The organism is Afifella pfennigii DSM 17143, assembly GCF_000688515.1.
GTDB classification, from domain to species: domain Bacteria; phylum Pseudomonadota; class Alphaproteobacteria; order Rhizobiales; family Afifellaceae; genus Afifella; species Afifella pfennigii.
Map to the genome: position 1 here is coordinate 58,658 of NZ_JHZK01000016.1, position 26,726 is coordinate 85,383.

A 26,726-nucleotide genomic window follows, 5' to 3' on the forward strand; every position below is an offset into this window, starting at 1 on the left:
CGGCCGGCATCGAAGGCACGGCCGCACAAGACACGGCGGGGCTGACGATGTTCCGCTTCGTCCTGCAGCGCATCAGCCTCTTGATCCCGACCTTCATCGGGGTCTCCATCGTGGCCTTCGCCTTCATCCGGCTTCTGCCAGGCGATCCGATCCTGCTTCTGGCAGGCGAACGCGGCATGACCGCCGAGCGCTACGCCGAATTGCAACAGGTCTACGGCTACGACCGGCCGCTCCTGGTGCAGTATGGCGATTATCTGTGGGGCATCCTGCAGGGCGACCTCGGCACCTCCATCGTCACCAAGCGGCCGGTGCTGTCGGAGTTCATGACGCTGTTCCCGGCGACGCTGGAACTCTCCTTCTGCGCCATCGTCTTTGCCGCCGCGCTCGGCATCCCGGCCGGCGTCTTCGCGGCGGTCAAGCGGGGCTCCTGGTTCGACCAGACGATCATGGGCACGGCGCTGGTGGGCTATTCCATGCCGATCTTCTGGTGGGGCCTGCTGCTCATCATCCTGTTCTCCGGCATTTTAGGCTGGACACCGGTCTCAGGGCGCATCTCGCTGCTCTACTATTTCCCGCAGCCGACCGGCTTCATGCTCATCGATTCCCTGCTTTCCGGGCAGGAGGGCGCCTTCAAGTCGGCGGTCAGCCATCTCATCCTGCCAGCGATCGTGCTCGGCACCATCCCGCTCGCCGTCATCGCCCGCCAGACGCGTTCGGCGATGCTGGAGGTGCTCGGCGAGGATTACGTGCGCACCGCCCGCGCCAAGGGCCTGCCGCCCCTGCGCGTCGTCGGCCTGCACGCGCTCAGAAACGCGCTCATCCCGGTCATCACCGTCATCGGCCTGCAGGTGGGCGTGCTTCTGGCCGGCGCCATCCTGACGGAGACGATCTTCTCCTGGCCGGGGGTCGGCAAGTGGATGGTGGATTCGGTCTTCAAGCGCGATTACCCGGTCGTGCAGGGAGGCCTGCTCTTGATTGCCGGGCTCGTCATGGTGGTCAACCTCATCGTCGACCTCCTCTACGGCCTCATCAATCCGCGCATCCGGCACAATTGAGGCGACGATGGTCCATACCGAAGAACTCAACGTCATCGACGACGCGGAAGCGGCCAAGAAGCGGGCGCTCAAATCCGGCTGGAGCGCCAGACGCGCCATGCTGGCGGAATTCTGGTTCTATTTCTCCGAGAACAAGGGCGCCGTCATCGGCCTCGTCGTCTTCGTCGCGCTCGTCCTCGTCGCCCTCTTCGCGCCGCTCTTGGCCCCGCACAGCCCCACCATCCAGAACCGCGACGCGCTGCTTCTGCCGCCCTTCTGGCAGGAGGGCGGCAATGCGGCCTATATCCTCGGCACCGACGCGGTCGGCCGGGACATGCTCTCGCGCCTCATCTACGGCTCGCGCTTTTCGCTGTTCATCGGCGTCATCGTCGTCTCCGTGGCGCTGACCGGCGGCATCCTCATCGGCCTCATCGCCGGCTTCTTCCGCGGCTGGGTCGATATCGTCATCATGCGGGTGATGGACGTCATCCTCGCCTTTCCCTCGCTGCTACTCGCCCTCGTCCTCGTCGCCATCCTCGGCCCCGGCCTCGTCAATGCGATGATCGCGATTGCCCTCGTCCTGCAGCCGCATTTCGTGCGCCTGACACGGGCCTCCGTGCTCAGCGAGAAATCCAAAGACTATGTGGTCTCCGCGCGCGTCGCCGGGGCCGGGCCCGTGCGTCTGATGGTCAAGACCATCCTGCCCAACTGCCTCGCCCCGCTCATCGTGCAGGCGACGCTCTCCTTCTCCACCGCCATCCTCGACGCGGCCGCGCTCGGCTTCCTGGGGATGGGGGCGCAGCCGCCGACGCCGGAATGGGGCACCATGCTGGCGGAGGCGCGCGAGTTCATCTTGCGGGCCTGGTGGGTCGTCACCTTCCCCGGCCTTGCCATCCTCGTCACGGTGCTCGCCATCAACCTCGTCGGCGACGGGCTGCGCGACGCGCTCGATCCGAAGCTGAAGCGGAGCTGAGGGAGGACAGTAATGGCCCACGTCTTTTCAGCCGACACAAAAGAAACGGCGCCGCCGCCGCTTCGCTACACGACGGCGTTACGTTAACCTTCTCTCGGGGACAGAAGGAGAGGCGCCAATGATAAAGTATTTTCTAAAGGCAATACTAGCGTCGGCGATGATGGCCGCCGGCACGGCTCCGAGCCTTGCCGACAGCTGCTGGGACCACAACGGCTCGCTGCTGCGCCTGAAAGCCAGCGGCAACCAGCGCTGGCTCTACTACGAGCGGCCGCGCGCCACGCTGCGCCAGGCGGGCGTTGGCCCCGGCACGCTTCTCTTCGACGGGCGCAAGGTCGGCAACCGCTACGAGGGCAACATCCGCCGCTTCTCGCGCTTCTGTCCGGGCGAGCCGCTCGTCTATTGGGTCGAAGGCCCGGTGCGCTCCGACCAGCTGCAGGTGACGCTCTTCGGCAGCTACGAGGTGCATGAAAGGTGCCAGCCGACGGGCAGCATGGCCTCCGACCGGCTGGTCTTCACCTATTCGCACCAGTGCTGAGGGAACAGGAGAGCGATGGAAGTCGAACTCCTGATCGGTCCCGCCATCGTTGCAGCATTCATCTCGGCGCTTGTCACAATAGTCAGTTGGATCGTCAGCAACAGGCGTGAAAGACGACTTGAAGCCGAGCGCAGGGCAGAACGCGTCCGTGATGTACAGTCGGCGCTCCTCGCGGACATCCGCAGCTATCGTCACCGGTATTTCGACACGGACCTCGACGCACATCTCGCGAAAGTCGTTGGGCAGATGCAGGCGGCAACCCAGGAGCAACCGTTCACGCCGTTCGTGCCGCGGGAGAACCGAAGCCTTGTCTGGGCCTCCGTGGCACGAGATGTCCACATCCTGCCGATCGGCGTTATCGATCCGGTAGTGCTTTTCTTCAGTCAGATCGAAACGATCAGCGCCTTGATAGAAGACCTCCGCAGCGATCGTTACTGGTCGCTCGACGCACCCCGCCGCGAGGCGATGTACCGAGACTATATCTTACTCAGGAAATATTCCGTCCAGCTCGCAGAAGACGCCGAACGGGCGTTGCTCGCGGCTCTCGGCGTGCCGCCTTCTAGTAGCTCGGTGCCGGCCCCGTCGGACCCGAAATCGGCTTCGGAGGAGGCGGCGGCTTCGGTCGAGGAGAAAGATGCCCGGACATGAATCAATCCTACTATCACGATCTTGTTTGGAACAGGCCGATCGTCGAAAACTGCGCGCTTTCCGACCAATCCGCAGGTGCTTCGCCGATGCCTAGTAGCCGGGCTTCGGACCGTCGGTCTCCGGCAATGCCGGCCTGGGCTTGTCCTGTTCCTGCCCCATATGCGGAAAATAATTCGCAGCCCTTCCGTTTTCAACGCTTGGCCTCTTGATGCCCCTTCTGCACATCGAAAACCTCTCCGTCTCCTTCGAGACCGCTTCGGGTGCCTTCCTTGCCGTCGACAGCGTCGATTTCGACGTCGATGCCGGCGAAAGGCTCGCCATCGTCGGGGAATCGGGCTCCGGCAAGTCGGTGGCGATGCTCGCCGTGATGGGGCTCCTGCCGCCGACCGCCACGGTGACGGCCGATAGGCTGGAATTCGCCGGCAGGGATCTGCGCGGCCTGTCGCCACGCGCCCGGCGCGAGGTCATCGGCGGCGACGTCGCGATGATCTTCCAGGAGCCGATGTCGAGCCTCAATCCCTGCTTCACCGTCGGCTTCCAGATCAAGGAGGCGCTCGCCGCCCATACCGATCTGGACCGCAAGGGGCGGCAAGAGCGCGCCGTGGAGCTGATGCGCCAGGTCGGCATCCCGGAGCCGGAACGCCGCCTCACCGCCTTTCCCCACCAGCTTTCGGGCGGCATGAGCCAGCGGGTGATGATCGCCATGGCGACCGCCTGCCGGCCGAAGCTCCTCATCGCCGACGAGCCGACGACGGCGCTCGACGTGACCATCCAGGCGCAGATCCTCGACCTTCTGGTTGAATTGCAGAAGGATCACGACATGGCGCTCATCCTGATCACCCACGATATGGGCGTGGTGGCGGAGACGGCGCAGCGCGTCGTCGTGCAATATGCCGGCCAGCAGGTGGAGCGCCAGGACGTCTTCGGCCTCTTCGAGGCGCCGCACCATCCCTATACCGCCGCCCTTCTCGACGCCCTGCCGGACCGGGCGAGCGGCAACCGGCTGCCGGCGATCAGCGGCGTCGTGCCGGGCCAGGGCGACCGGCCGCAGGGATGCCTCTTCAATCCGCGCTGCCGCTTCGCCGACGAGACCTGCCGCAAGGTGGTGCCGCCACGCCAGCCGCCAGAGCTCGGCGAGGCGCTCTGCCACTATCCCCTGCACCGCGAGGAGAAGGCGGCATGAGCACCATCATCGAAGCCAGGAACCTGTCGCGCTTCTACGAGGTGCGCCGCGGCCTCTTCGCCGAGCCGGCGACGGTGCGCGCCCTGTCGGAGGCGAGCTTCCGCGTCACGCAAGGCACGACGCTCGCCGTCGTCGGGGAATCGGGCTGCGGCAAGTCCACGCTCGCCCGGCTTCTCACCATGATCGAGCCGCCCTCAGGGGGCGAGCTCGTCATCGACGGCAAGAAGCTGGGCGCGACCGGACATGCCGATTTGAAGGCATTGCGCAAGACGGTGCAGATCGTCTTCCAGGACCCTTACGGTTCGCTCAATCCGCGCCAGAAGATCGGCGCCATCCTGGAAGAGCCGCTGAAGATCAATACCGACATGCCCTCGCGCGAGCGGCGCGAGAAGGCCTTCGACATGCTCATCAAGGTCGGCCTCAGGCCGGAGCATTACGGCCGCTATCCGCATATGTTCTCCGGCGGCCAGCGCCAGCGCATCGCCATTGCCCGGGCGCTGATGCTGGACCCCAAAATCCTCATCCTCGACGAACCGGTCTCCGCGCTCGACGTCTCCATCCAGGCGCAAATCCTCAACATCCTCGCCGATTTGCAGGAGGAGCTCGGCCTCACCTACATCTTCATCTCGCACGACCTTTCGGTGGTGCGCTTCGTCGCCGACGAGGTGATGGTGATGTATCTCGGCCGGCCGGTGGAGTTCGCCCCGGTGGAGGCGGTCTTTGAGAGCCCGCAGCATCCCTATACGGTGGCGCTCTTGTCGGCGACGCCGGTCGCCGATCCGCGCCGCAAGCGCCAGAACATCAAGCTGGAAGGCGAGCTGCCCTCGCCGATCAACCCGCCTTCGGGCTGCCCCTTCCATCCGCGCTGCCGCTATGCGCGCGACAAATGCAGCGATATCCGCCCGGAGCTGACGCTGCACGGCCAGACCCTCGTCGCCTGCCACGGCATCGAGGAGGGCTGGATCGATTATGCGGCCGAACCGCCGCCGCCCGGCGCGGCGCTTTCCGGCGAGCGAGCCGGCACGACGCCACAAGCGCCGGACGCGGCCGTGCGGGCGCCGGAGCCGGGCAGCCCGGTTTAGAGCGCGTCAGGCGAGGCCGCTCAGCTGCTCGGCGGCTCGGGACGCGGGATGGGGCCGAACGTGTCCGGCTCCTCTTCCTCCGACGCGGGTTCCTCCAGCTCGATGGTGCCCTGCAACACGCCGTCGAGATCGCGCAGAAACTCCCTGATGCGGCGGGCGTTCTGGCCGAAATCGTGGCGGCCGATGCGCGAGGCGGAGCGCATGTCGACGATGGCGCCGTCGATGGTGGGGGCAACGCGGATCACCACATCGTCGGCAAAGGCGAAGAGCAGCGTCTTGGCGACCGCCTCGATGGAGCCGATCCCCTCGCCGGCTGTCGGCGTCAGGCTTTCCTCGATACGCCAGCCGCGATCCTTCACCAGCAGCTCGGCAGCGGAGAAGACCCGCTCGGTCGGCAGGGGATAAAAGCGCGCCGCCAACCCGGGATAGCCGGCAAGCTGAAGCTGCATCTCTTCCGGCGTCATCTGCGCATGGGTGAAGGTATAAAAGCGCGGCGGGTCTTCCAGATCGGTGCTGATGTCGTTGAGCTGCGGATAGGCGAAGAGGGCGACCATCGCCATAGCGAAGAGGACCAGCGCCGGGGCGGCGAAGAGGAAGCCGGCGAAAGCCTGGCCGGCGCCCTCATCGCCGGTCGACCAGATGCGCAAAAGCGCGAAGGCCGCCAGCGCCAGGGCAATCAGCGCCAGCGCGTAGCCGAGCGCCACGGCCGGCACCACCGCCTCGGCCGGCACCAGGGCGAAGCGATGGCCGAGGCCGGCGAGCACCAGCACCGGCAGCGACACGACGCCGAAGCGCCGCGCCCAACGCGCCGAGCGCGACCGGTGCTGGGGAATGCGCGCCGCCATCGGCTAGGGCCCAAGCTCAGGCATTCGCCGCAGAGCGATCGCGAAAGCGCTCGCGCAGCGCCGTCTTCTGGATCTTGCCGGTGGCGGTGTGCGGAATTTCGTCAACGAAGGCCACGTCGTCGGGAACGGCCCACTTGGCCACCTTGCCGGCCATGAAGTCAAGCAGCTCCTCCTTCGTCAGCGCGGCGCCGGCCTTGGCGACGACGACGAGGAGAGGCCGCTCGCCCCATTTCTCGTCGGCGACGCCGATCACCGCCGCCTCGGCGACGGCGGGATGGCCGACGGCGACGTTCTCCAATTCGATGGAGGAAATCCATTCCCCGCCCGACTTGATGACGTCCTTGGAGCGGTCGGTGATCTGCATATAGCCGTAACGGTCGATATGGGCGACGTCGCCGGTATCGAAGAAGCCTTCCTCGTCGAGAAGTGCGCCCCCCTCGCCCTTGAAATAGGCGCGCGCGACGGCCGGCCCGCGCACCTTGAGGCGCCCGAAGGTCTTGCCGTCCCAGGGAAGCGGGGCATCCATGTCGTCGGCGATCTTCATCTCCACGGTGAAGGGGGGATGGCCCTGCTTTTCCTGGATGTTAAGCCGCTCCTCGCCGGTGAGGCCGGCATATTCCGGCTTCAGCGTGCACAGCGTGCCGAGGGGGCTCGTCTCCGTCATCCCCCAGGCATGGATGACCTCCACCTCGTATTCCCGCTGGAACGTCTCGATCATGGCGCGCGGACAGGCCGAACCGCCGATGACGACGCGCTGAAGATGCGGCAGCCTGGCGCCGGTCTCCTCAAGATAGGCCAGCAGCATCATCCACACCGTCGGCACCGCCGCCGTCACCGTCACCCTCTCAGAATCGAGAAGCTCGTAGATGGAGGCGCCGTCCATCTTCGGGCCGGGCATCACCATCGCCGCGCCCGCCATCGGCGCGCCATAGCAAATCGACCAGCAATTGGCGTGGAACATCGGCACGACCGGCATCACCCGATCGCGGCTGGAGAGCCCCAGCATGTCCGGCTGGTTGGCGACGAGGGCGTGCAGGACGTTGGAGCGGTGCGAATAGACGACGCCCTTCGGCACCCCGGTGGTGCCGGAGGTGTAGCACATGCCGGCGGCGCAGTTCTCGTCGAAGCTCTCCCAGGCGAAGTCGCCATCGGCCTCAGCCAGCCAGTCCTCGTAGGCGATGAGCTCGATCTCGGCTTCCGGCAGATGCGCCGCATCGGTCAAAACGATCACCTTCTTCAGGCTCGGCATGGAATCCTTCAGCTTCTCCACCAGCGGCACGAAGCTGATATCGGTGAAGAGGATGCGATCCTCGGCGTGGTTGACGATATAGACGAGCTGCTCGGCGAAGAGGCGCGGATTGACGGTGTGGCAGACGGCGCCGATGCCGAGGATGCCGTACCAGACCTCCAGATGGCGCGCCGTGTTCCAGGCCAGGGTCGCCACGCGGTCGCCGCGGCGGATGCCTTCCCCCTGCAGACGCTGTGAGACCTTCAGCGCGCGCTCGCGCAGGGCGCGATAGGTGGTGCGGTCGATGCCGCCCTCCACCAGGCGCGAGACGACCTCGCGCTCGCCGTGATAGGTCGCCGCGTGGTCAAGAATACGGTGACAGTTCAGGGGCCAATCCTGCATCAGGCCATGCATTCGTTCCTCCTTGCGCCGGCCGGGGCGCCTTCCGGGCGCCTTCCGAGCGTTGATCGCCTTCATCATGTCGGCAACATTCGCTTTCTAGCATGGCGCCAATTGTCCATAAGGACGGAAAAAGCCGCAATCCGGCCGAACTCTTTCCCAATCTCAGCGTTAGGGGAACGTCATGGCTGAGCAACGGACATCCGGTAACGAGGCTGGTCGCGGCAGCGACGAGCGCGCCGAGCGTTTCTCGCTTCCGCAATTGGAGTTTGAGATGGCGCTCGACATGGCCGATGGCGACGAGGCGACGTGGATCGACCTCGTCCGCCAGGCGGCCGAACTGGCGGGCGGGGATCTGCTCTTCGTCCTGCCAAGCTTCGGCGCCGACGGCGAGGTGCGCGAAAAGGCGATGGTGCGCCTTAAGGACGAGGATCGCGACCTGCTCATCTTCGTCGGCCGCGAGGCGAACAGCTTTTCCTACGAGGGCGAGGATGCCATCGGCGAGGAGCTGAAAGCCTTCGCCCGCGCCTCCATCGACGTTCTGGAGATGATGCAGGCCGATGAGGAAATCCTGGCGCCGGGCGAAGAGGACCGGGGCGAGGACGACAATGCCGGCGACGACAATGCCGGCCAGGACAGAAAGCCTGCGTAACTAGGCCGCGGGACATGCCCTGAAGCAGCCGTTAAGCGGTTATTAAATAAAGTTCTCCAGAGTTGGAAGAAGCCGCACTACGCGGGATGGAACCATGGCGCACGAGCGTAAAGAATCGCCCTTTCAATCGCAGCACCACGACCGCCTCGTCGGCGAGCGCCTGCGTGAGCGTTACGAGCAGATCGGCATTCCGGCGGTCAAGGCCGCCGCGGCCCTGAAGGCGGCCCGCCCCAGCAAGAAGACCTGAGCGCGACGCCGGCCGCCCTTAGAAGCGTGTCATCAAGGCGTGACGCGCTCTAAGCGAGCCAGCGCTGCAGCCTGTCCAGACCTTCGGTAATCGCCTCCTGCGCCCCGGCGAAGGAGAAGCGCATCGTCGTGTGCCCGCGCTCGCGGTCGAAATCGGCGCCGGGCGTCGCGGCGATGCCCGCCTCTTCCAGCATGCGCCCCGCGAAGGCGGTGGAATCGTTGGTGAAGCGCGCCACGGAGGCATAGAGGTAGAAGGCCCCGTCGACGGGGGGAATCTCCTCAAGCCCCATTGCCGGCATGCGCTGAAGCATCAGCTCCCGGTTGCGCCGATAGCCCTCCTTCACCGCCTCCAGCTCCTCGCCGCAATCGAAGGCGGCGAGGGCGGCGCGCTGGGAAAGTTCCGGCACCGAGATATAGAGCGACTGGGCGATGCGCTCCAGCGGACGCACCATCGCCTCCGGCACCACCATCCAGCCGACGCGCCAGCCGGTCATGCAGTAATATTTGGAGAAGGAGTTTATGACAAAGGCCTCTTGGGAGAAGGCGAGCGCCGTCTCCGCCCGGCCTTCGAAGACGAGGCCGTGATAGATCTCGTCGGAGATGAAGCGGATGCCGAGCTCGGCCGCGGTCTCGATCAGCGCCTGCAGATCTTCCGGCCGGGTCAGCGTGCCGGTGGGATTGGCCGGGCTGGCGATGAGAACGCCGTCAAGCGGCCTGCGCGCGTGCGCGGCGCGCAGATGCTCGGCCGTCAGCACCCAGCGCGTCTCCGGCCCGACCGGGATCTCCACCGCCTCAAGACCGAGGACGGCGAGGATGTTGCGATAGGCCGGATAGGCGGGCGCGGCCATGGCGATGCGCGCGCCGGCATCGAAGGCTCCGAGGAAGGCGAGGCTGAAGCCGGCGGAGGAGCCGGTCGTCACCACCACGCGCTCCGGTGCGACATCGACGCCATAGGCCTCGCCGTAATGGCGGGCGATGCGCTGGCGCAGGGCGCCGATGCCGAGCGCCTCCGTATAGCCGAGCCGGCCGTCATGAAGGCCGGCGCGCGCCGCCTCCAGCACCGCCTTGGGCGCCGGCGCGCCGGGCTGGCCGACCTCCATATGCACGATGGAGCGGCCCGCCGCCTCCAGCTTCGCCGCCGCGGCCAGAACGTCCATGGCGAGAAAGGGCTCCACCGCGCTGCGCCGCGAGGCCCCGCCGGAAGCGGCGGCAGAGCTCGCCGGCTTCCGCCTTGCGTCATGTGCACGCCACATTGTTTGTCCTTTGTCTCACGATAGATGGCCGCCGCGGCTTGACGGAGCCGCCGCGTTGAAGTTCCTAGCGTGAAGCTCCACCGGTGAACAGCAGCCGCATCGAAATGCCGCTTGGTCCACGACATCCGCGCCTTCGTCCCGTTGCCCGCCTGGCGCAGCGTCTTTCCGCCCTCGCCATGGCCGGGGCGCTCGCCTTCGCCGCCGCGCCGGCCGAAGCGCAACAGCGCCCGATGAAGATCATCCGCGACGCGGAGATCGAGCGGCTGTTGATGGATTATGCCCAGCCTCTCTTCCGCGCCGCCGGCATCGGCTCCTCGGGCGCGGAGATCATCATCATCCAGGACAATTCCTTCAACGCCTTCGTGGCCAGCGGCAACCGGATGTTCATCAATACCGGCGCGCTCCTGGAGGCGCAGACGCCGAACGAGATCATCGGCGTCATCGCCCACGAGACCGGGCATCTGGCGGGCGGGCATCTGCAAAATCTCAGGAACGAGATGGCGCGCGCCCAGGCGATCGGCGCCATCGCCTCCATCCTCTCCGCAGGCGCGGTGGTGGCGGGGGCGGCGACGGGAACCGCCGATCTCGGCCGCGGCGGCGCGGCGGCGATGACGCTCGGCCCCTCCGTGGCGATGCGCTCCCTGCTCAGCTATCGCAGGGCGCAAGAGATCGCCGCCGACCGGGCCGCCCTCACCTATCTCAACGCCACCGGCCAGTCGGCGAAGGGGATGATCACCACCTTCCGCAAATTCGCCGATCAGGCATTGTTCGCCAGCCAATACGTCGACCCTTACGTGCAATCGCATCCGATGCCGCGCGAGCGCCTCGCCCAGCTGGAGGCGGCGGCCGCCAAGAGCTCGCATTGGGAGGCCACCGACCCGGCCTCGCTGCAGCTCAGGCACGACATGATGCGCGCCAAGATCTCCGCCTTCACCGAATCGCCCGGGCGGGTGGCCCGGCGCTTTCCGTCCTCGCAGAAGACGCTGCCGACCGCCTATGCCAACGCCATCCTCGCCTACCGCACCGGCGGGCTGCGCTCGGCCATCGGCCAGATCGACGGGCTCATCCGCTCCGATCCGAGAAACCCCTATTTCCACGAGCTGAAGGGCCAGGCGCTGCTGGAATCGGGCAAGGCGGCGGAGGCGATCGGCCCGCTGCGCCAGGCCCAGTCGCTGGCGCCCAATGCCGGCCTCATCCGCATCCTTCTCGGCCATGCGCTCTTGGAGACCGGCCGCAACGACCTCCTCGACGAGGCGATCGGAAATCTGCGCGCCGGGCTTACCAGCGAGCCGCTGGCCTCGCTCGGCTACCGGCATCTGGCCAATGCCTATGCCCGCCAGGGCCGCATCGGCGAGGCGGAACTGGCGACCGCCCGCGGCCTGCTCATCGAAGGCCAGGTGGAAGCCGCCAAGAGCTATGCCCGCAGGGTTCAAGGCAAAGTGAAACGCGGCTCGCCCGAATGGGTGCAGGCCGACGATATTATTTCCTATCAAGCACCCGACACCGATAGCTGAGGCAGGCCGCCCGGCAACAACTGCAAGGTTCACTCAAAGATGAACGCGACACGAATTCTCATCGCCTCGATCCTGATCCTGGCGCTCGTCATCGGCACCTCCGCCTATTTCGTGGTGGAAGCCACCCGCTCGCAGACCGCCGCGACCGCCCCCGCCGCAAAGCCGGCAGCGGCCACCACCGTTGAGGGCACCGACGAGGCGACCGGCGAGGCGACCGGCGAGGCGGTGCGCAACTACCTTCTGGAAAACCCGGAGATCATCGAGACGGCGCTGATGGCGCTGCAGGCCAAGCGCGCCGAGCAGGCCAAGGCCGAGCGCAGCCACATCATCACCCAGATGCAGGATCAGATCTTCAACTCGCCGAACCAGATGGTGCTCGGCAATCCGGAGGGCGAGATCACGCTGGTGGAATTCTTCGACTACAATTGCGGCTACTGCAAGCGGGCCTTCCCCGACATGGTGGCTCTGATTGAGAGCAATCCCGACCTGAGGATGGTGATGAAGGAATTCCCGATCCTGTCGGAAGGCTCCCTGGAGGCGGCGCGGATCGCGGTCGCCGTCCATACCGTGGCGCCGGAACGCTACGTCGATTTCCACAAAGAGATGATGACCCGCAACGGCCAGGCCGACCGGGCGAAGGCCATGCAGGTGGTGCAAGACCTTGATCTCGACGCCGCGGCCGTGGAAAGAGAGGCCGCTGCGGACGCGGTCGATCAGCATCTTTCGGAAGTGCAGGCGATCGCCGGTGCGCTCGATATCTCCGGCACGCCGTCCTATGTGATCGGCGACCAGGCGGTGCCGGGCGCGGTCGGCTTCGATCAATTGCAGCAGATGATCATTGCCGCGCGCAAATGCGGCGGCGAAAGCCTGACGTGCTGAGCGCCCCTCGCCCAGCGCGACGGATGGCGAAAAGCACAGGGCGCAAAGGAATAGCAGGCTCATGAAGCGGCTGTTGCAACTCTTCACCTGGTGGCACGACGCCACCCTCAACACGCTCTTCTACACCTGGCGCAAGGGCGTCCTGGTCGGCGAGGACGAGCAGGGCAACCGCTATTACAAGCATCGCAAGAACCATCGCCGCTGGGTGATCTTCAACGGCGACCCGGAAGCCTCGCGCATCCCGCCGGGATGGTATGGCTGGATGCATTACCGCACGGACGTCCCGCCCACCGACGAGAGCTATCAGCCGTATGAATGGGAGAAGCCGCATCTGCCGAACCTCACCGGCACGCCGGCCGCCTATCGCCCGCCCGGCTCCATCGTCACGCCGCAGAAGCGGCCGCATGTGACGGGCGATTACGAGCCCTGGACGCCTTGAACGGCCCGCCGTCCGGAGGCTCAGGCTCCGGGACGGCGGCAAAGCGCCCCGTTGCGGCCATCATGGCCGTGCACGACGAGGCATCAGCCGACGAGCTTTGAACGATGCGCATCGTCCTTGCCAGCCTCATTGTTGTCCTGACGTCCTCGGCCACGCTCGCCGCGCCGATCCACAATCCCGTGGCCGTCTTCCGCGGGCTCGACAAAATCACCGGCCGGATCATCACCTTCGACGTGGCCATCGACGAGACGGTGCAGTTCGGCGCCCTGCAGGTGACGCCGCGCGTGTGCAACACCCGCCCGCCGACCGAGCCGGAACAGACGACCGCCTTCGTGGAGGTCGACGAGATCACGCTCGCCAACAAGGTGCAGCGCCTGTTCACCGGCTGGATGTTCGCCTCCAGCCCGGGCCTGCACGCGGTGGAGCATTCGGTCTATGACGTGTGGCTCATCAACTGCAAGGCGAGCCTTGAAGAGATGAGCACGGAGCCGCGCGGGCCGGAGCCCCTGCCCGAGCTCGGCGCGGAGGAAGCCCCGGAAGAGGATCAGCCGCCGGAAGACTGATCGCCGGCCCCGCCGGCGCCCGGCCGGTCGAGGCGGTGGAAATCGGCACGGGTCCTCAGCGCCGCCTCAAGAAGCTCCTGATAGCGCTGGCGCGGCACCGCCACGGCGCCGAAGGTGGAAAGATGCTCGGTGACGAACTGGGTGTCGAGAAGGGTGAAGCCGCCGGCCTTCAGCCGCTCCACCAGCGCCACCAGCGCCACCTTGGAAGCGTCGCGCTCGTCGGAAAACATGCTCTCGCCGAAGAAGGCGCCGCCGAGCGCCAGCCCGTAGAGCCCGCCAACGAGCTCGCCTTCCTTCCAGCTCTCCACCGTATGGACGAAGCCGCGCCGATAGAGCGCGCCGAAGAGGCGGCGGATCTCGGCGTTGATCCAGGTGGAGCGGCGGCCCGGGCGGCGACGGGCGCAGCCCTCGATCACGGCGTCGAAATCGCTGTCGACGCGCACCTCAAAGACGCCCGAACGCATGGTGCGCCGCAGGCGGCGGGGAACGTGGAAGCGGTGCAGCGGGATGATGCCGCGCTCCTGCGGCTCCACCCAGAAGAGGCCGGGATCGTCGGCCGAATCGGCCATCGGGAAGATGCCGCAGGCATAGGCCTTCAGCAGGATGTCCGGCGTGATGGCGAATTCGCCCTCGCCCCGCATCGGGCCCTACGCGATCGCTCTTTCGGGCGAACGCGCCTGTGCCAGGAAATTCTCCAGCCAGCGAATATCGTACATGCCGTTGGCGATGTCGGGATTGGCGACGAGATCGCGGAACAGAGGCAGCGTCGTCTCGATCCCGTCGACGACGAATTCATCAAGCGCGCGGCGCAGGCGCATCATGCATTCCACCCGGCTGCGACCATGCACGATCAGCTTGCCGATGAGACTGTCATAATGCGGCGGCACGCGATAGCCCTGATAGACGGCCGAATCCACCCTGAGGCCGAGGCCGCCCGGCGGATGGTAGTAGCTGATGCGGCCCGGCGAGGGCGCGAAGGTCTCAGGGTTTTCCGCATTGATGCGGCATTCGATGGCGTGGCCGGTGAAGGTCACCTCCTCCTGGGTGATGGAGAGCGGCGAGCCGGCGGCCACGCGCAGCTGCTCGGCGACGAGATCGATGCCGGTGATGGCCTCGGTGACGGGATGCTCCACCTGCAGGCGGGTGTTCATCTCGATGAAGTAGAACTCGCCATCCTCGTAGAGGAACTCCACCGTGCCGGCGCCGCGGTAGCCGAGATCGGCCATGGCCGTGGCCACGGTCTCGCCGATGCGTTGGCGCTCGGCGGCGTTCAGCGCCGGCGAGGGCGCCTCTTCCCAGATCTTCTGGTGCCGGCGCTGCAGGGAGCAGTCGCGCTCACCCAGATGCACCGCCGTCCCCGCCCCGTCGCCCAGCACCTGCACCTCGATATGGCGCGGATGGGCGAGATACTTCTCCACATACATGGCGTCGTCGCCGAAGGCCGCCTTGGCCTCGGCCCTCGCCGTGTCGAAGGCGCGCTCCAGCTCCTCGGCGCTTTCGGCCACCTTCATGCCGCGCCCGCCGCCGCCGGCGGCGGCCTTGATGAGCACCGGATAGCCGACCTCCGCGGCGATGCGCCCCGCCTCGGCGGCGTCGGCGACGGCACCCTTGGAGCCCGGCACGATCGGGATGCCGAGCGACATGGCCGTCTCCTTGGCCTGCACCTTGTCGCCCATCAGGCGGATATGCTCGGCGGTCGGCCCGATGAAGTTGATGCCATGCGCGTCGAGGATATCGGCGAAGCGCGCATTCTCCGACAAGAAGCCATAGCCGGGATGCACCGCATCGGCGCCGGTGATCTCGCAGGCGGAGACGATGGAGGGGATGTTGAGATAGCTCGCGGAGGCGGAGGGCGGGCCGATGCACACGCTTTCATCGGCAAGGCGCACATGCATGGCATCGGCATCGGCCGTGGAATGCACGGCGACGGTCTGCACGCCGAGCTCCTTGCAGGCGCGCAGAATGCGCAGGGCTATCTCGCCGCGATTGGCAATGAGGACCTTGGAGAACATCGCCAGCCGGGCTTATTCGATAATCATCAGGGGCTCGCCATACTCCACCGGCTGACCGTCCTCCACCAGGATGGTGGTGACGCGGCCGGAGCGCGGCGCGGCGACTTCGTTCATGTGCTTCATCGCCTCCACGATGAGCACCGTCTGGCCCTCGCGCACCGTCTCGCCGACCTCCACGAAGGGCCGGGCGCCCGGCGAGGGGGCGCGGTAGGCGGTGCCGACCATCGGCGAGGGCAGGCAGCCGGGATGGCGCGCGGGATCGCCGTAATCGTCGGCCTCGTCGCGCGCCTGCTCGGCCTTGGCCGGGCGCGGGGCTTCCTCAGGAACGGAGACGGAAAGGGCGCGCGCCGGCGCCGCCAGATGGCGCGCCACGCGGATGCGCAGATCCTCGTTCTCGATCTCGATCTCGGAAAGCTCCGTCTGTTTCAGAAGCTCGGCGAGTTCGCGCACCAGCTCCTTGTCGATCGCATGTTTCTTATCGCCCATGCTGAAGTCTTAAGCCTCCTCGGCTTCGTAGAAGTGGATGAGCGCCTCGGCGGCGAGCCAATAGGAATGCGCGCCGAAGCCACAGATGACGCCGCGCGCCACCGGCGCGATATAGGAATGATGCCTGAAGGACTCACGCGCAAAAACGTTGGAAAGATGCAATTCGACCACCGGCGTGGCGACCGAGCGCACCGCATCGGCAACGGCTATGGAGGTATGCGTGAAAGCGCCGGCATTGAGCGCCATGCCCGCCGCGCCGTCGGCTTCGTGGATGAAGCTCACCAGCTCGCCCTCATGGTTGGTCTGGCGGAAGACAAGGCCGAAGCCTCGCTCCTTGAGCCTTGCCGCGAGCATCGCCTCGATATCGGCAAGGCTCGCGCCGCCGTAGATGCGCGGCTCGCGCACACCGAGGCGGTTGAGGTTGGGACCGTTGAGGACGTGGAGAAGAGGCGCCATCTAGCCATTGCGGAGGTGGGCAGTGCGGCGTGTTTTAGACGTTTTCGTGGCCCGGTCAAAGGGCGCGAGTTGCCCCTAGGGCAACCATTTCGCCGCGCCTGCCGTATGAAGAGCCATGAGCAACCGCCCGATACCCCTCTCCTCCGATCTTAGGCGGCGCCTCGCCGCCCTCTCCTCGCCCCGGGCGCTTTGGCGGCACTCGGCGCTGCATCTCGCCGATCTGGTGACGCCGCAAAACGGCTATCACCTGGAACGGGACCTCGCCTACGGCGCGCTGCACCGCCAGCGCCTCGACTTCTACAGAGCGGCGAAATCGCGGCCCGGCGCACCGCTTCTCGTCTTCTTCTACGGCGGCGGCTGGCACTCTGGCGAGAAGGCGAGCTACCGCTTCGTCGGCCAGGCCCTCGCCGCTTCGGGCTACGACACCGCCATCCCCGACTACCGGCTCTACCCGCAGGTGCGCTTTCCCGCCTTCATGGAGGACGCGGCGGCCGCCGTCGGCTTCCTGGCGCAAAGCCATGGCCACGGCGCCGGGCGCCCGATCATCCTGATGGGCCATTCGGCCGGCGCCCAGATCGCCATGCTGCTCGCCTTCGACCGGCGCTATCTGGGCGGCGCCGGCGTTGTTGCGCAGGAGAAGGTGCTGGCGGCGATCGGCCTTGCCGGGCCCTACGACTTCCTGCCGCTCCGCCAGGAGCGCTACAAGCGCGTCTTCCCGGAGGAAAGCCGGGCTGAGAGCCAGCCCATCGCCTTCGTGCGGGGCGGAGAGCCGCCGGTGCTGCTGATGGCCGGCACGGCCGACCGCACGGTCGATCCCGGCAATTCCAAGCGTCTTGCCGCCCGCATCGCGCGCCAAGGCGGCCAGGCGGAGCTGAAGCTCTATCCCGGCCTCGGCCATGCGGCGCTTCTGGGCACGCTGCTCGTGCCGCTGCGCCGGCGCGCGCCGACGCTTGACGATATCCTCGCCTTCATCGAGACGCGGGCGAAGGCGGAGCCCATCGTCGCGCAAGAAGGACGCCATCTGTCAAAAAAGCTTCAAGCACAGCAGCGAATATAGAAAAGGCCGAGCGCGATGCTTGGTTTCTTCACATAAAATCTGCGCTTCGCCGCGGAGGGCGAAGCTTTGGAGGCCGCCATGAAAGCAACGTTTTCAAGTTCGCTTCTCGCCGGCACCGCCTTGGCGCTGATCGCATCCGGCGCCGTTGCGGGCGAGCTTGTCTTCACCGGCATTCAGCCGGCCCAGAGCGATGCCGAAAAGCGGCAGGCTCTCGCCTCGCCAAGCGTGACGATCAACGGGCAGAGGCACGAGATCGGCTTCCACGTGCTGGCCCGCAGCGGCGATCGGATCGGCGACAGCACCTTCGGCACGATCCTCGACGAGAAGGGCGAGCCGGTGAAGAGCGCCGACGGCTCGGTGCATGTCTCCGTCGACGCCGATTTCTCCTCGCTGCTGCCGGTCGGCGACAAGCTCTTCAACATCACCCATTTCGAATCGCGCCCGGGGGCGATGTATCTGTCGCAGCTGCGCCAGGAGGCGGACGGCAGGCTGACGCCGATCTCCACGAAGCCGCTCGATTTCTCCGCGCTCGGCGGGCTGTGGGTGCCCTGCGCCGGCTCCGTCACGCCGTGGAACACGCATCTCGGCTCGGAGGAATATCCGCCCGACGCGCGCGCGGTCGAAGAGGCGGCATCCATGGAAGACATCGACGATTACTACGTGCCGATGGTGCGCTATGGCGGCCTCGATCCGGCCAGCGTCACGCTGGAGGCCTTCCGCGGCGCCTTCAAGCCCTACCATTACGGCTATCCGGTCGAGGTGAAAGTGGAGGAGGACGGCGCCTACGAGGTCGCCAAGCACTACGCCATGGGCCGCACGGCGGTGGAGCTCGCCAAGGTGATGCCGGACGAGAAGACCGCCTATATCTCCGACGACGGCACCAATGTCGGCCTCTTCCTCTTCGTCGCGGACGCGGCGGGCGACCTCTCCGCCGGCAGGCTCTACGCCGCCAAATGGAACCAGACTTCGGGCGAGGGCGCCGGGGCGGCCGAGCTTGCATGGATCGATCTCGGCCATGGCGACAACGACACCGTCGCCAAGGCGCTCGAAGAGGGCATTGCCTTCTCCGACATGTTCGAGACGGCCGATATCGCCGATGACGGCACCTGCCCGGACGGCTTCTCGCCCTCCAACGCGGAAGGCCGCTCTGAATGCCTGAAGGTCAAGGAGGGCATGGAGATGCTCGCCTCGCGGCTGGAGACCCGCCGCTACGCCTCCATGAAGGGCGCCACGACGGAGTTCCGCAAGGAAGAGGGCATCGCGCTCGATCCGGCCTCCAAGACCCTGTTCGTCGCCATGTCGGAGATCGGCTACGGCATGGAGGACGCGGCCAAGGGCGGCGAGCCGACCGACAGATACGAAAAGGGCGGCGGCAACCATATCCGCCTTGCCGCCAACAGGTGCGGCGCCGTCTACTCCCTGCCGCTCGGCGCCGACGAGACGATCGGCTCCGACTGGGTCGCCAAATCCATGCAGACGCTGGTCGCCGGAACGCCGAGCCAATACGGCGAGGACAGCCCCTTCGCCGGCAACAGCTGCGATATCGACGGCATCGCCAATCCCGACAACCTCGCCTTCATGGACGGCTTCGACACGCTGATCATCGGCGAGGATACCGGCTCCGGGCACCAGAACGACGTCATCTGGGCCTACAACACGAAGAGCGGCGAGCTGACGCGCATCTTCTCCACGCCCTACGGCTCGGAGACCACCTCGCCCTATTTCTATCCCGATATCGGCGGCCACGGCTATCTGACGGCGGTGATCCAGCACCCTTACGGCGAATCGGACGAGGACAAGCTCACCGATCCGGCCGATGCGCGCGCCTATATCGGCTATATCGGGCCGTTCCCGGCGCTGACGAACTGAGCCTGACGACACGGGAGGGACGCCCGCCGGACGGGCGTCCCTTTTGCGGTGCCCGCGGGGCCCCGCAGTTCAACAAGGCCCATCGCACGATCGTCCCGGAGCAGAGCTTCGCCCAAAGCCGCGACGCGCCGCTTGCGCCGACCAGGAACGTCCATCGCCGCACCGCCATCGAGGCGACGAGGCGGATCGAAGCGCCCATCGCCGGCCGCCACCAGGCGACGCACGGCCATCGCGAAATGGATTTCACCCGTCCCCAAGGGGCGCCGGGATCGTGCTTTCCCGTTCAATCCGTGTAGGATGCGATTCGGGACGGATTGAATTGTTTCACGAGCACTCGGCCGGAACCACCGGCCCTCAGGTGGATGAGCGCGTGCATGCCATCGCCAGGGTCAGTTCGCTGATCGTCTGGCGCATGGCCCCCGACGGCACCCCCATCGAAACTTGGGCATCCTCCCGCAGCACCCGCGGGCAGGCGTGCGAGCCGCTGTCGGAAGCGTGGCTCGGCAGACTGCATCCGGAAGACCGCGCATGCGTCAGCCTGCGGTGGCGCCGGTCGGTCGAGGAAGCGGCGCCGTTCGAGGCGAAGTACCGTTTGCGCCAGAAGGACGGCAGCTATCGCTGGGCGCGCGGCCGCGGCACCCCCTTGTGGAACGAGGACGGGACGGTGCGCGAATGGATCGGCACCACCGTCGACATCCACGACCGGATCGAGGCGGAAAATCTCGCGGCGCTGAGCAGCGACCGGCTGCGTCTGGCGCTGGAAAGCACCGGCCTCGGCATCTGGGATTGCGACCTGCGGACCGGCTGCATCTGGCTGTCGCAGACGGCGGCACGGATCATGGGATGCGCCCCGAGGCAGACGATCAGCATCGAGGAAGGCTGGACGTTCGTCCACCCGGAGGACGTTGAGACGATCGTGACGCTTCGTCAGAAAACGGTCGAGGCTCGCTCGCGCGCCTGCTTCGAAACGCGGTTTCGCATCTTGCGGGCCGACAATTCCGAGATGGTCTGGGTTTCCTGCTCGGCCCGCTACGACTTCGACGGCGCCGGCAAGCCGGTTCGCCTCTTGGGCACGGTCGGCGACATCACCGAGGAGCGCAAGCGCCAGGAAACGCTCTTCCGGCTCGCCCATTACGACCATCTGACGGGCCTGCCGAATCGGCGGCGGCTGGCGCAGAAGGCGGCCGAGTTTCTGGCCGATGGCCGCGGCGCCGCCCTGCTTCTGATCAATCTCGACGGCTTTCGCGACATCAACGACCGCCTCGGGCACGATTTCGGCGACGAACTGCTGCAAACCGTGGCTCGCCAACTGAGGCAATGCCTGCCGAGCGAGGCCATCCTCGCCCGCGTCGGCAGCGACGAATTCGCGGCGGTGCTTCCGGCGACGGCCGACAAGGCGACCGCAGCCCAGGCGGCGGAGCGGCTGCAAGGCGCCTTCGCGGAGCCGCTTTGCGTGGGCGAACGGATGAGCGATGTCAGCATCTCGATCGGCGTCGCCATCGCCTCGCCAGCGGCGCGCGAGGTCGAGGCGCTGATGGTGGAGGCGGATCTGGCGCTGAGGGCCGCCAAGGCGACGGGGCCGGCCAGCACGCATTTTTTCACGCGGCGGCTCAAGGACGAGCTGTCGGAACGCCAGCAACTCATCGACGACCTGCAGGCCGCCGTGGCGGAGAATCAGTTCGAGCTCTACTATCAGCCGCAGGTGCGCCTCGGCGACCGGGCGGTCGTCGCCGCGGAGGCGCTTTTACGCTGGCGTCACCCTGTTCACGGGCTGATGATGCCGCGCGACTTCCTCACCGTCCTCGGCAAGAGCAAGTGGGCCCGCAGCGTCGGCGACTGGGTGATCGGCAAGGCGGCGCAGGATGCCGCGACGCTCGCGGCCGAGGGCCATCCGCTCAGGATAGCCGTCAATCTCTTCGCCGCCCAGTTTCGCAGCAACGACCTGGAACACATCGTGCGCGACCGGCTCGCCACACACGGACTGCCCGGGCATCTGTTCGAGATCGAAATCACCGAGCACGTGATCCTTTCCAGCGACGAGCGCACGCTCGGCAGCCTGTCGGCGATTCGCGCCCTCGGCTGCTCTCTGGCTTTCGACGATTACGGCACCGGCTACGCCTCGCTCTCCATGCTGAAGCGATTCCCGCTGACGCGGCTCAAGATCGACCGCAGCTTCATCGCCCAGCTCTGCGACAACGCCGCGGACGAGGCCATCGTCGACGCGATTCTGTCGCTGGGACGCACCTTCGATCTCGCCGTCACCGCCGAAGGCGTGGAAACGCCCGAGCAGGAGGAATGGTTGAAGCGCCGCGGCTGCGGCGAGGCCCAGGGCTTCCTGTTCGGCGGAGCGATGCCGCTTGTGGATTTGAGCCGCCGCTTCCTCGCATCCGGTACCGCCGCCCCCTGCGATTGAGCTAAGGCGATGTCCCCCCCGGCCGAAGCGGCGAGCTGGAGCATCGCTTGCGAGGCAGCCGCCAAGCCCTTTCCCGGTAACGGTTTTCGACCCCGAAATCCCCCTTACCCCACAAGATATCGATTTGATGACGAGGACCGACACCAGGTATTGACGCCTGCCCTGCGAAGCACGTAGCGTTCGCCACCGTCGGCGCCCCCCAGGCGCCAGCCGTTTCAAGTCAGCGTAAGAGCATGGATTTTCGCCGCGGCGGATCGCCTTCGCCGTGCCGGATTCCTGTGCCCTCATAAGGCTCCAAGGCCTCCGTTAAATCACAAGATGTAGTGGATTTAAGGGTTTCTTTACGCTATATATGGAGGATGACAGGGGATCGCGGGCATGGCCCGGCCCTGCCCTCCTGAACCAGGAACCACAAGGCCTTTCGCAAGGCCGCAACGCCGGGCCCCACAGGCGAGCGGGCCGGCATGAGGATGAGGAAAACGATGCGGATCGCGCGCCACTACACCAAGGCCGGACAATCCCCCTACGCCTCGATCGCCTTTCGCACGGCGACCAGCGAGATTCGCAATCCGGACGGCTCTATCGTCTTCCGGCTGGAGAATTTTCAGGTGCCGGCGCAGTTCAGCCAGGTGGCGGCCGACATCCTGGCGCAGAAATATTTCCGCAAGGCCGGCGTGCCGGCGCGGCTGACGCGCGTGGAGGAGAACGCCGTTCCCTCCTTCCTGTGGCGCTCCGCCGCCGATACGGAGGCGCTCGCCGAGCTGCCGCAAGACGCGCGCTCCGGCTCGGAGAAGGATGCCCGCCAGGTCTTCGACCGTCTCGCCGGCGCCTGGACCTATTGGGGCTGGAAGGGCGGCTATTTCGACAGCGAGGAGGACGCCTCGGCCTTCTTCGACGAGCTGCGCTACATGCTCGCCACCCAGAAGGCGGCGCCCAACTCGCCGCAATGGTTCAACACCGGCCTCTTCTGGGCCTATGGCATCGACGGGCCGAGCCAGGGGCATTTCTACGTCGACTTTGAGACCGGCAAGCTTACGAAGTCGAAGACGGCTTACGAGCATCCGCAGCCGCATGCCTGCTTCATCCAGTCGGTCGGCGACGATCTCGTCAACGACGGCGGCATCATGGATCTGTGGGTGCGCGAGGCGCGGCTGTTCAAATACGGCTCCGGCACCGGCTCCAACTTCTCCAAGCTGCGCGGCGAGGGCGAGAGGCTGTCGGGCGGCGGCAAGTCGTCCGGGCTGATGAGCTTCTTAAAGATCGGCGACCGGGCGGCCGGGGCGATCAAGTCCGGCGGCACGACGCGGCGCGCCGCCAAGATGGTGATCGTCGATATCGACCATCCCGATATCGAGCAGTTCATCAACTGGAAGGTGCGCGAGGAGGAGAAGGTCGCCGCCCTCGTCACCGGCTCCAAGATCGTCTCGCAGCATCTGAAGGCGGTGATGCGCGCCTGCGTCAATTGCGAGGGGCCGGAGGGCGACTGCTTCGACCCGGCCAAGAACCCGGCCCTCAAGCGCGAGGTGCGCGCCGCCAAGAAGGCGCAGGTGCCGGAGGCCTATGTGCGCCGCGTCATCCAGTTCGCCCGCCAGGGCTATACCGATATCGACTTTCCGGTCTACGACACGGACTGGGATTCGGAGGCCTATCTCACCGTCTCCGGCCAGAATTCCAACAATTCGATCTCGGTGAAGGACGACTTCCTGCGCGCCGTGGAGGCCGACGGCACCTGGGACCTCATCAAGCGCATCGACGGCAAGGTGGCCAGGCGCGTGCGCGCCCGCGAATTGTGGGACAAGATCGGCTACGCCGCCTGGGCCTCGGCCGATCCGGGCCTGCACTTCAACTCCACCATGAACGACTGGCACACCTGCCCGGCTTCGGGGCCGATCCGCGCCTCCAATCCGTGCTCGGAGTACATGTTCCTCGACGACACGGCCTGCAACCTGGCTTCCCTGAACCTGTTGCAGTTCCTCGCCCCGGCCGACGAGAAGGGCGAGCGCGTCTTCGATGTGGAGGCCTTCGAGCACGCCGTGCGGCTGTGGACGGTGGTTCTGGAAATCTCCGTGCTGATGGCGCAGTTCCCCTCCAAGGAGATCGCCCAGCTCTCCTATCGCTACCGCACGCTCGGCCTCGGCTTCGCCAATATCGGCGGGCTGTTGATGAGCTCCGGCATCGCCTATGACAGCGAGGAAGGCCGCGCCATCTGCGCCGCCGTCAGCGCGATCATGACCGGCACCGCCTACGCCACCTCCGCGGAGATGGCGAAGGAGCTCGGCCCCTTCGCCGGCTTTGCGTCCAACCGCGAGCACATGCTGCGCGTGATGCGCAACCATCGCCGCGCCGCCCATGGCGAGGCCGGCAGCGCCGGCGGCTACGAAGAGCTCAACACCGCGCCGGTGCCGATCGACCACGACACCTGCTTGCGGCTCGACATCGGCGGGGCGGCGCTTTCACAGCACGCCAAGGCGGCCTGGGACAGGGCGCTGAAGCTCGGCGAGGCGCATGGCTACCGCAACGCCCAGGCGACCGTCATCGCGCCGACCGGCACGATCGGCCTCGTCATGGATTGCGACACGACCGGGATCGAGCCGGACTTCGCCCTGGTGAAGTTCAAGAAGCTCGCCGGCGGCGGCTATTTCAAGATCATCAACCGGGCCGTGCCGGAGGCGCTGAGGAAGCTCGGCTATTCCAAGGACGAGATCGCCGAGATCGAAGCCTATGCGGTCGGCCACGGCACGCTTGCCGGCGCGCCCGCCATCAATCCCGAGACGCTCGCCGAAAAGGGCTTTGCGCCGGCGACCATCGCCAAGATCGACGAGGCCTTGAAGAGCGCCTTCGACATCAAGTTCGTCTTCAACCGCTGGACGGTGGGCGACGAACAGATGGCCGAGTTGATGGTGCCCCAGGAGAGCCTTTCGGACCCGGCCTTCGATCTTCTCGTCCATCTCGGCTTCACCCGTAAGGAGATCGAGGCGGCGAACCTTTATGTCTGCGGGGCGATGACGCTGGAAGGCGCGCCGCATCTGAAGGCAGAGCATCTGCCGGTCTTCGACTGCGCCAATCCCTGCGGGCGGATCGGCAAGCGCTATCTGTCGGTGGAAAGCCATATCCGCATGATGGCGGCGGCCCAGCCCTTCATCTCCGGGGCCATCTCCAAGACCATCAACATGCCGAACGAGGCGAGCGTCGAAGACTGCAAAAGCGCCTACATGCTCTCCTGGAAGCTGGCGCTGAAGGCCAACGCGCTCTACCGCGACGGCTCCAAGCTGTCGCAGCCCCTCAATGCCCAGCTCCTGGCCGACGACGAGGAGGAGGAGGAAGACGACATCGTGGAGGAGATCGTCGCCGCCGGCACGCCGCAGAAGGCGGCGATCGCGGCGGAGAAGATCGTGGAACGCATCGTGGAGCGCGAGATCAAGGTGCGCGAGCGCGAGAAGCTGCCCAACCGGCGCAAGGGCTATACCCAGAAGGCCATCGTGGGCGGGCACAAGGTCTATCTCAGGACCGGCGAGTTCGACGACGGGCGACTCGGCGAGATCTTCATCGACATGCACAAGGAAGGCGCCGCCTTCCGCGCCATGATGAACAACTTCGCCATCGCCATCTCGCTCGGCCTGCAATACGGCGTGCCCCTGGAGGAATATGTCGACGCCTTCACCTTCACCCGCTTCGAGCCGGCGGGGATGGTGACCGGCAACGAGGCGATCAAGAACGCCACCTCCATCCTGGACTACACCTTCCGCGAACTCGCCGTCTCCTATCTCGGCCGCCACGACCTTGCGCATGTGCCGCCGGAGGAGATGGGCGCAACGACGCTCGGGCGCGGCGTCGCCGCCGACCGGCCGGCGCCGCAAACGCCCGTCTCGCACGGCCTCGTTCGCGGCCAGACAGGCCGCTTCCGCGTCCTCGGCGGCGCCGACAAGGGCGAGCCCAAGGGCGCCGCGGAGGCCGGGCCGGGCAAGGCCGGCGGAGCGCCCGGCAGCGCCAAAGTGACGGCGATCGGCCAGGCCGGCGGCAAGGCGGGCGCGGCCATCGCCTTCAAGCGCGAGGTCAGCCCGGAGGCGGAGCCGGCCGGCTATGCCGCCAACGCCCCGGCACCGGAGGCGGCGCCGGAAGCGGAAGAGGCGCCGGCCCCTGCCGCCGGACCGCAGGGCGCCAACAAGACCACCGACAAGGCAGCCCAGGCGGCGATCGCCCGCATGCAGGGCTATGAGGGCGAGGCCTGCACCGAATGCGGCAACTTCACCATGGTGCGCAACGGCACCTGCCTGAAATGCGACACCTGCGGGTCGACGAGCGGGTGTAGTTGAGGCTTTTTCTCGACCTCAAGATGTGGTATGCGTCGTGAATGACGTATCTATATCTTGAGGTCAGCGATGGCGAAGGGAAAGGACTCAGGCGGGAGCTACCGTAGCGCGATCAGCGGTCGTTACGTCACCGCAAAGCACGGTCAAGCCAGCCCCAAGACGACCGTCCAAGAAACCAGAGGCGGAGGCTCGACCGGAAGCTATCGGAGCGCCGTCTCGGGGAAGTTCGTGACGGCGACATACGGCAAGTCGCATCCAAGGACGACCGTGAAGGAATCCTAGAACACCGCGAAGGCAGAGCCTGTCGACGGCGGAACGGCGTGGATGCCAAGGTCAAGCCCACGGCTGTCCGGTTTAATTTTGTGGACTGAGCGCACGGTGTTGATTCTACTCGTGTTCAGACGTTTGGCGCGTCTTCCGGACACGAGGGAGCAACACCGTGCGGCACCACAATAGCGTTTTCCACGACGTCTTGAAGCATGTTCCCTGGGGCGTGTTCGAACGGCTTGTGGACAAGCACCATGCGGACAAGCATGTGCGTCGGCTGTCGACCAAGAGCCAGTTCGTGGCCTTGCTCTATGGGCAATTGTCGGGGGCTCAGAGCCTGCGCGAGATCGTCGGCGGCCTTGAGAGCCATGCGGCCCGGCTCT

Annotated in this window: 23 protein-coding genes and 1 pseudogene; 17 read left to right on the plus strand and 7 right to left on the minus strand. The window is 66.4% G+C overall.

Annotated features, from left to right (window positions below; genetic code table 11):
• Positions 1-47 precede the first annotated feature (47 nt).
• From Q331_RS0112165 to Q331_RS21400, 6 genes and pseudogenes are all read left to right on the plus strand, one after another.
• Positions 48-1,055 (plus strand): ABC transporter permease subunit, encoded by a 1,008-nt coding sequence (locus Q331_RS0112165; RefSeq protein ID WP_026380904.1) that lies wholly within the window; start codon positions 48-50, stop codon positions 1,053-1,055.
• Positions 1,056-1,152: 97 nt separating this feature from the next.
• Positions 1,153-2,007, plus strand: coding sequence for an ABC transporter permease subunit (locus Q331_RS0112170; protein ID WP_051631115.1), 855 nt, complete (start codon positions 1,153-1,155; stop codon positions 2,005-2,007).
• A 118-nt stretch (positions 2,008-2,125) separates the two neighbouring features.
• Complete coding sequence (locus Q331_RS0112175) at positions 2,126-2,542, plus strand: hypothetical protein (protein ID WP_026380906.1); 417 nt, start codon at positions 2,126-2,128, stop codon at positions 2,540-2,542.
• 15 nt (positions 2,543-2,557) lie between these two features.
• A complete protein-coding gene (locus Q331_RS0112180; protein ID WP_026380907.1) occupies positions 2,558-3,190 on the plus strand; it encodes a hypothetical protein in 633 nt (210 codons plus the stop codon).
• Positions 3,191-3,398: 208 nt separating this feature from the next.
• Positions 3,399-4,373 carry an ABC transporter ATP-binding protein gene (locus Q331_RS0112185; protein WP_026380908.1) on the plus strand — a complete coding sequence of 325 codons (975 nt, stop codon included), beginning with the start codon at positions 3,399-3,401 and terminating at the stop codon, positions 4,371-4,373.
• Positions 4,370-5,317 (plus strand): annotated as a pseudogene (locus Q331_RS21400) (dipeptide ABC transporter ATP-binding protein); the annotation flags it as partial. The gene Q331_RS0112185 and the pseudogene Q331_RS21400, both read left to right, overlap by 4 nt.
• 158 nt (positions 5,318-5,475) lie before the next feature.
• On the opposite strand, the gene Q331_RS0112195 reads toward Q331_RS21400, so the two are convergent.
• Both Q331_RS0112195 and Q331_RS0112200 read right to left on the minus strand, forming a co-directional pair.
• Positions 5,476-6,300, minus strand: coding sequence for a DUF1499 domain-containing protein (locus Q331_RS0112195; protein WP_026380909.1), 825 nt, complete (start codon positions 6,298-6,300; stop codon positions 5,476-5,478).
• 16 nt (positions 6,301-6,316) lie between these two features.
• Positions 6,317-7,942 carry a long-chain-fatty-acid--CoA ligase gene (locus Q331_RS0112200; protein ID WP_026380910.1) on the minus strand — a complete coding sequence of 542 codons (1,626 nt, stop codon included), beginning with the start codon at positions 7,940-7,942 and terminating at the stop codon, positions 6,317-6,319.
• Positions 7,943-8,111: 169 nt separating this feature from the next.
• Here Q331_RS0112200 and Q331_RS0112205 point away from each other — a divergent pair, with 169 nt between their 5' ends.
• Positions 8,112-8,579 (plus strand): hypothetical protein, encoded by a 468-nt coding sequence (locus Q331_RS0112205; protein ID WP_026380911.1) that lies wholly within the window; start codon positions 8,112-8,114, stop codon positions 8,577-8,579.
• Between the two features lie 94 nt (positions 8,580-8,673).
• Positions 8,674-8,826 (plus strand): hypothetical protein, encoded by a 153-nt coding sequence (locus Q331_RS23735; protein WP_156953336.1) that lies wholly within the window; start codon positions 8,674-8,676, stop codon positions 8,824-8,826.
• 49 nt (positions 8,827-8,875) lie between these two features.
• Here Q331_RS23735 and Q331_RS21405 read toward each other — a convergent pair whose 3' ends face one another.
• Positions 8,876-10,078 (minus strand): pyridoxal phosphate-dependent aminotransferase, encoded by a 1,203-nt coding sequence (locus tag Q331_RS21405; RefSeq protein WP_210164949.1) that lies wholly within the window; start codon positions 10,076-10,078, stop codon positions 8,876-8,878.
• A gap of 83 nt (positions 10,079-10,161) precedes the next feature.
• Here Q331_RS21405 and Q331_RS0112220 point away from each other — a divergent pair, with 83 nt between their 5' ends.
• The 4 genes from Q331_RS0112220 to Q331_RS21415 all read left to right on the plus strand — a co-directional run bounded on the left by Q331_RS0112220 (position 10,162) and on the right by Q331_RS21415 (position 13,473).
• Positions 10,162-11,592 (plus strand): M48 family metalloprotease, encoded by a 1,431-nt coding sequence (locus tag Q331_RS0112220; RefSeq protein WP_245615632.1) that lies wholly within the window; start codon positions 10,162-10,164, stop codon positions 11,590-11,592.
• Between the two features lie 39 nt (positions 11,593-11,631).
• The gene (locus tag Q331_RS21410; protein WP_051631109.1) at positions 11,632-12,471 is read left to right on the plus strand and encodes a DsbA family protein; all 840 of its coding nucleotides are present in this window, start codon (positions 11,632-11,634) and stop codon (positions 12,469-12,471) included.
• Positions 12,472-12,532: 61 nt separating this feature from the next.
• Positions 12,533-12,910 (plus strand): NADH:ubiquinone oxidoreductase subunit NDUFA12, encoded by a 378-nt coding sequence (locus tag Q331_RS0112230; protein WP_026380913.1) that lies wholly within the window; start codon positions 12,533-12,535, stop codon positions 12,908-12,910.
• Between the two features lie 104 nt (positions 12,911-13,014).
• Entirely contained in the window at positions 13,015-13,473 is a 459-nt protein-coding gene (locus Q331_RS21415) for a DUF2155 domain-containing protein (protein ID WP_084175027.1), read from the plus strand.
• Here the strand turns inward: Q331_RS21415 and aat are convergent.
• From aat to aroQ, 4 genes are read right to left on the minus strand one after another with little or no spacing between them, the layout of a single operon-like run.
• On the minus strand, positions 13,455-14,114 hold the full coding sequence (aat, locus tag Q331_RS21420) for a leucyl/phenylalanyl-tRNA--protein transferase (RefSeq protein WP_034491989.1): 660 nt from the start codon (positions 14,112-14,114) through the stop codon (positions 13,455-13,457). The genes Q331_RS21415 and aat overlap by 19 nt on opposite strands.
• A gap of 6 nt (positions 14,115-14,120) precedes the next feature.
• Complete coding sequence (gene accC, locus Q331_RS0112245) at positions 14,121-15,485, minus strand: acetyl-CoA carboxylase biotin carboxylase subunit (RefSeq protein WP_026380914.1); 1,365 nt, start codon at positions 15,483-15,485, stop codon at positions 14,121-14,123.
• Positions 15,486-15,497: 12 nt separating this feature from the next.
• Positions 15,498-15,971 carry an acetyl-CoA carboxylase biotin carboxyl carrier protein gene (gene accB / locus Q331_RS24040; RefSeq protein ID WP_026380915.1) on the minus strand — a complete coding sequence of 158 codons (474 nt, stop codon included), beginning with the start codon at positions 15,969-15,971 and terminating at the stop codon, positions 15,498-15,500.
• A 9-nt stretch (positions 15,972-15,980) separates the two neighbouring features.
• Complete coding sequence (gene aroQ / locus Q331_RS0112255; RefSeq protein WP_026380916.1) at positions 15,981-16,427, minus strand: type II 3-dehydroquinate dehydratase; 447 nt, start codon at positions 16,425-16,427, stop codon at positions 15,981-15,983.
• 115 nt (positions 16,428-16,542) lie between these two features.
• Between aroQ and Q331_RS0112260 the strand changes: the two genes are divergently transcribed.
• From Q331_RS0112260 to Q331_RS23450, 5 genes are all read left to right on the plus strand, one after another.
• The gene (locus tag Q331_RS0112260; protein ID WP_051631110.1) at positions 16,543-17,484 is read left to right on the plus strand and encodes an alpha/beta hydrolase; all 942 of its coding nucleotides are present in this window, start codon (positions 16,543-16,545) and stop codon (positions 17,482-17,484) included.
• Positions 17,485-17,562: 78 nt separating this feature from the next.
• On the plus strand, positions 17,563-19,353 hold the full coding sequence (locus tag Q331_RS0112265) for a PhoX family protein (protein ID WP_026380918.1): 1,791 nt from the start codon (positions 17,563-17,565) through the stop codon (positions 19,351-19,353).
• A 319-nt stretch (positions 19,354-19,672) separates the two neighbouring features.
• The gene (locus Q331_RS21425; RefSeq protein ID WP_169738501.1) at positions 19,673-21,766 is read left to right on the plus strand and encodes a putative bifunctional diguanylate cyclase/phosphodiesterase; all 2,094 of its coding nucleotides are present in this window, start codon (positions 19,673-19,675) and stop codon (positions 21,764-21,766) included.
• A 482-nt stretch (positions 21,767-22,248) separates the two neighbouring features.
• Positions 22,249-26,079 carry a vitamin B12-dependent ribonucleotide reductase gene (locus Q331_RS0112275; protein WP_026380919.1) on the plus strand — a complete coding sequence of 1,277 codons (3,831 nt, stop codon included), beginning with the start codon at positions 22,249-22,251 and terminating at the stop codon, positions 26,077-26,079.
• Positions 26,080-26,515: 436 nt separating this feature from the next.
• Positions 26,516-26,726: DUF4372 domain-containing protein (locus tag Q331_RS23450; RefSeq protein WP_156953337.1), on the plus strand; the 211-nt coding region annotated here is incomplete at its 3' end.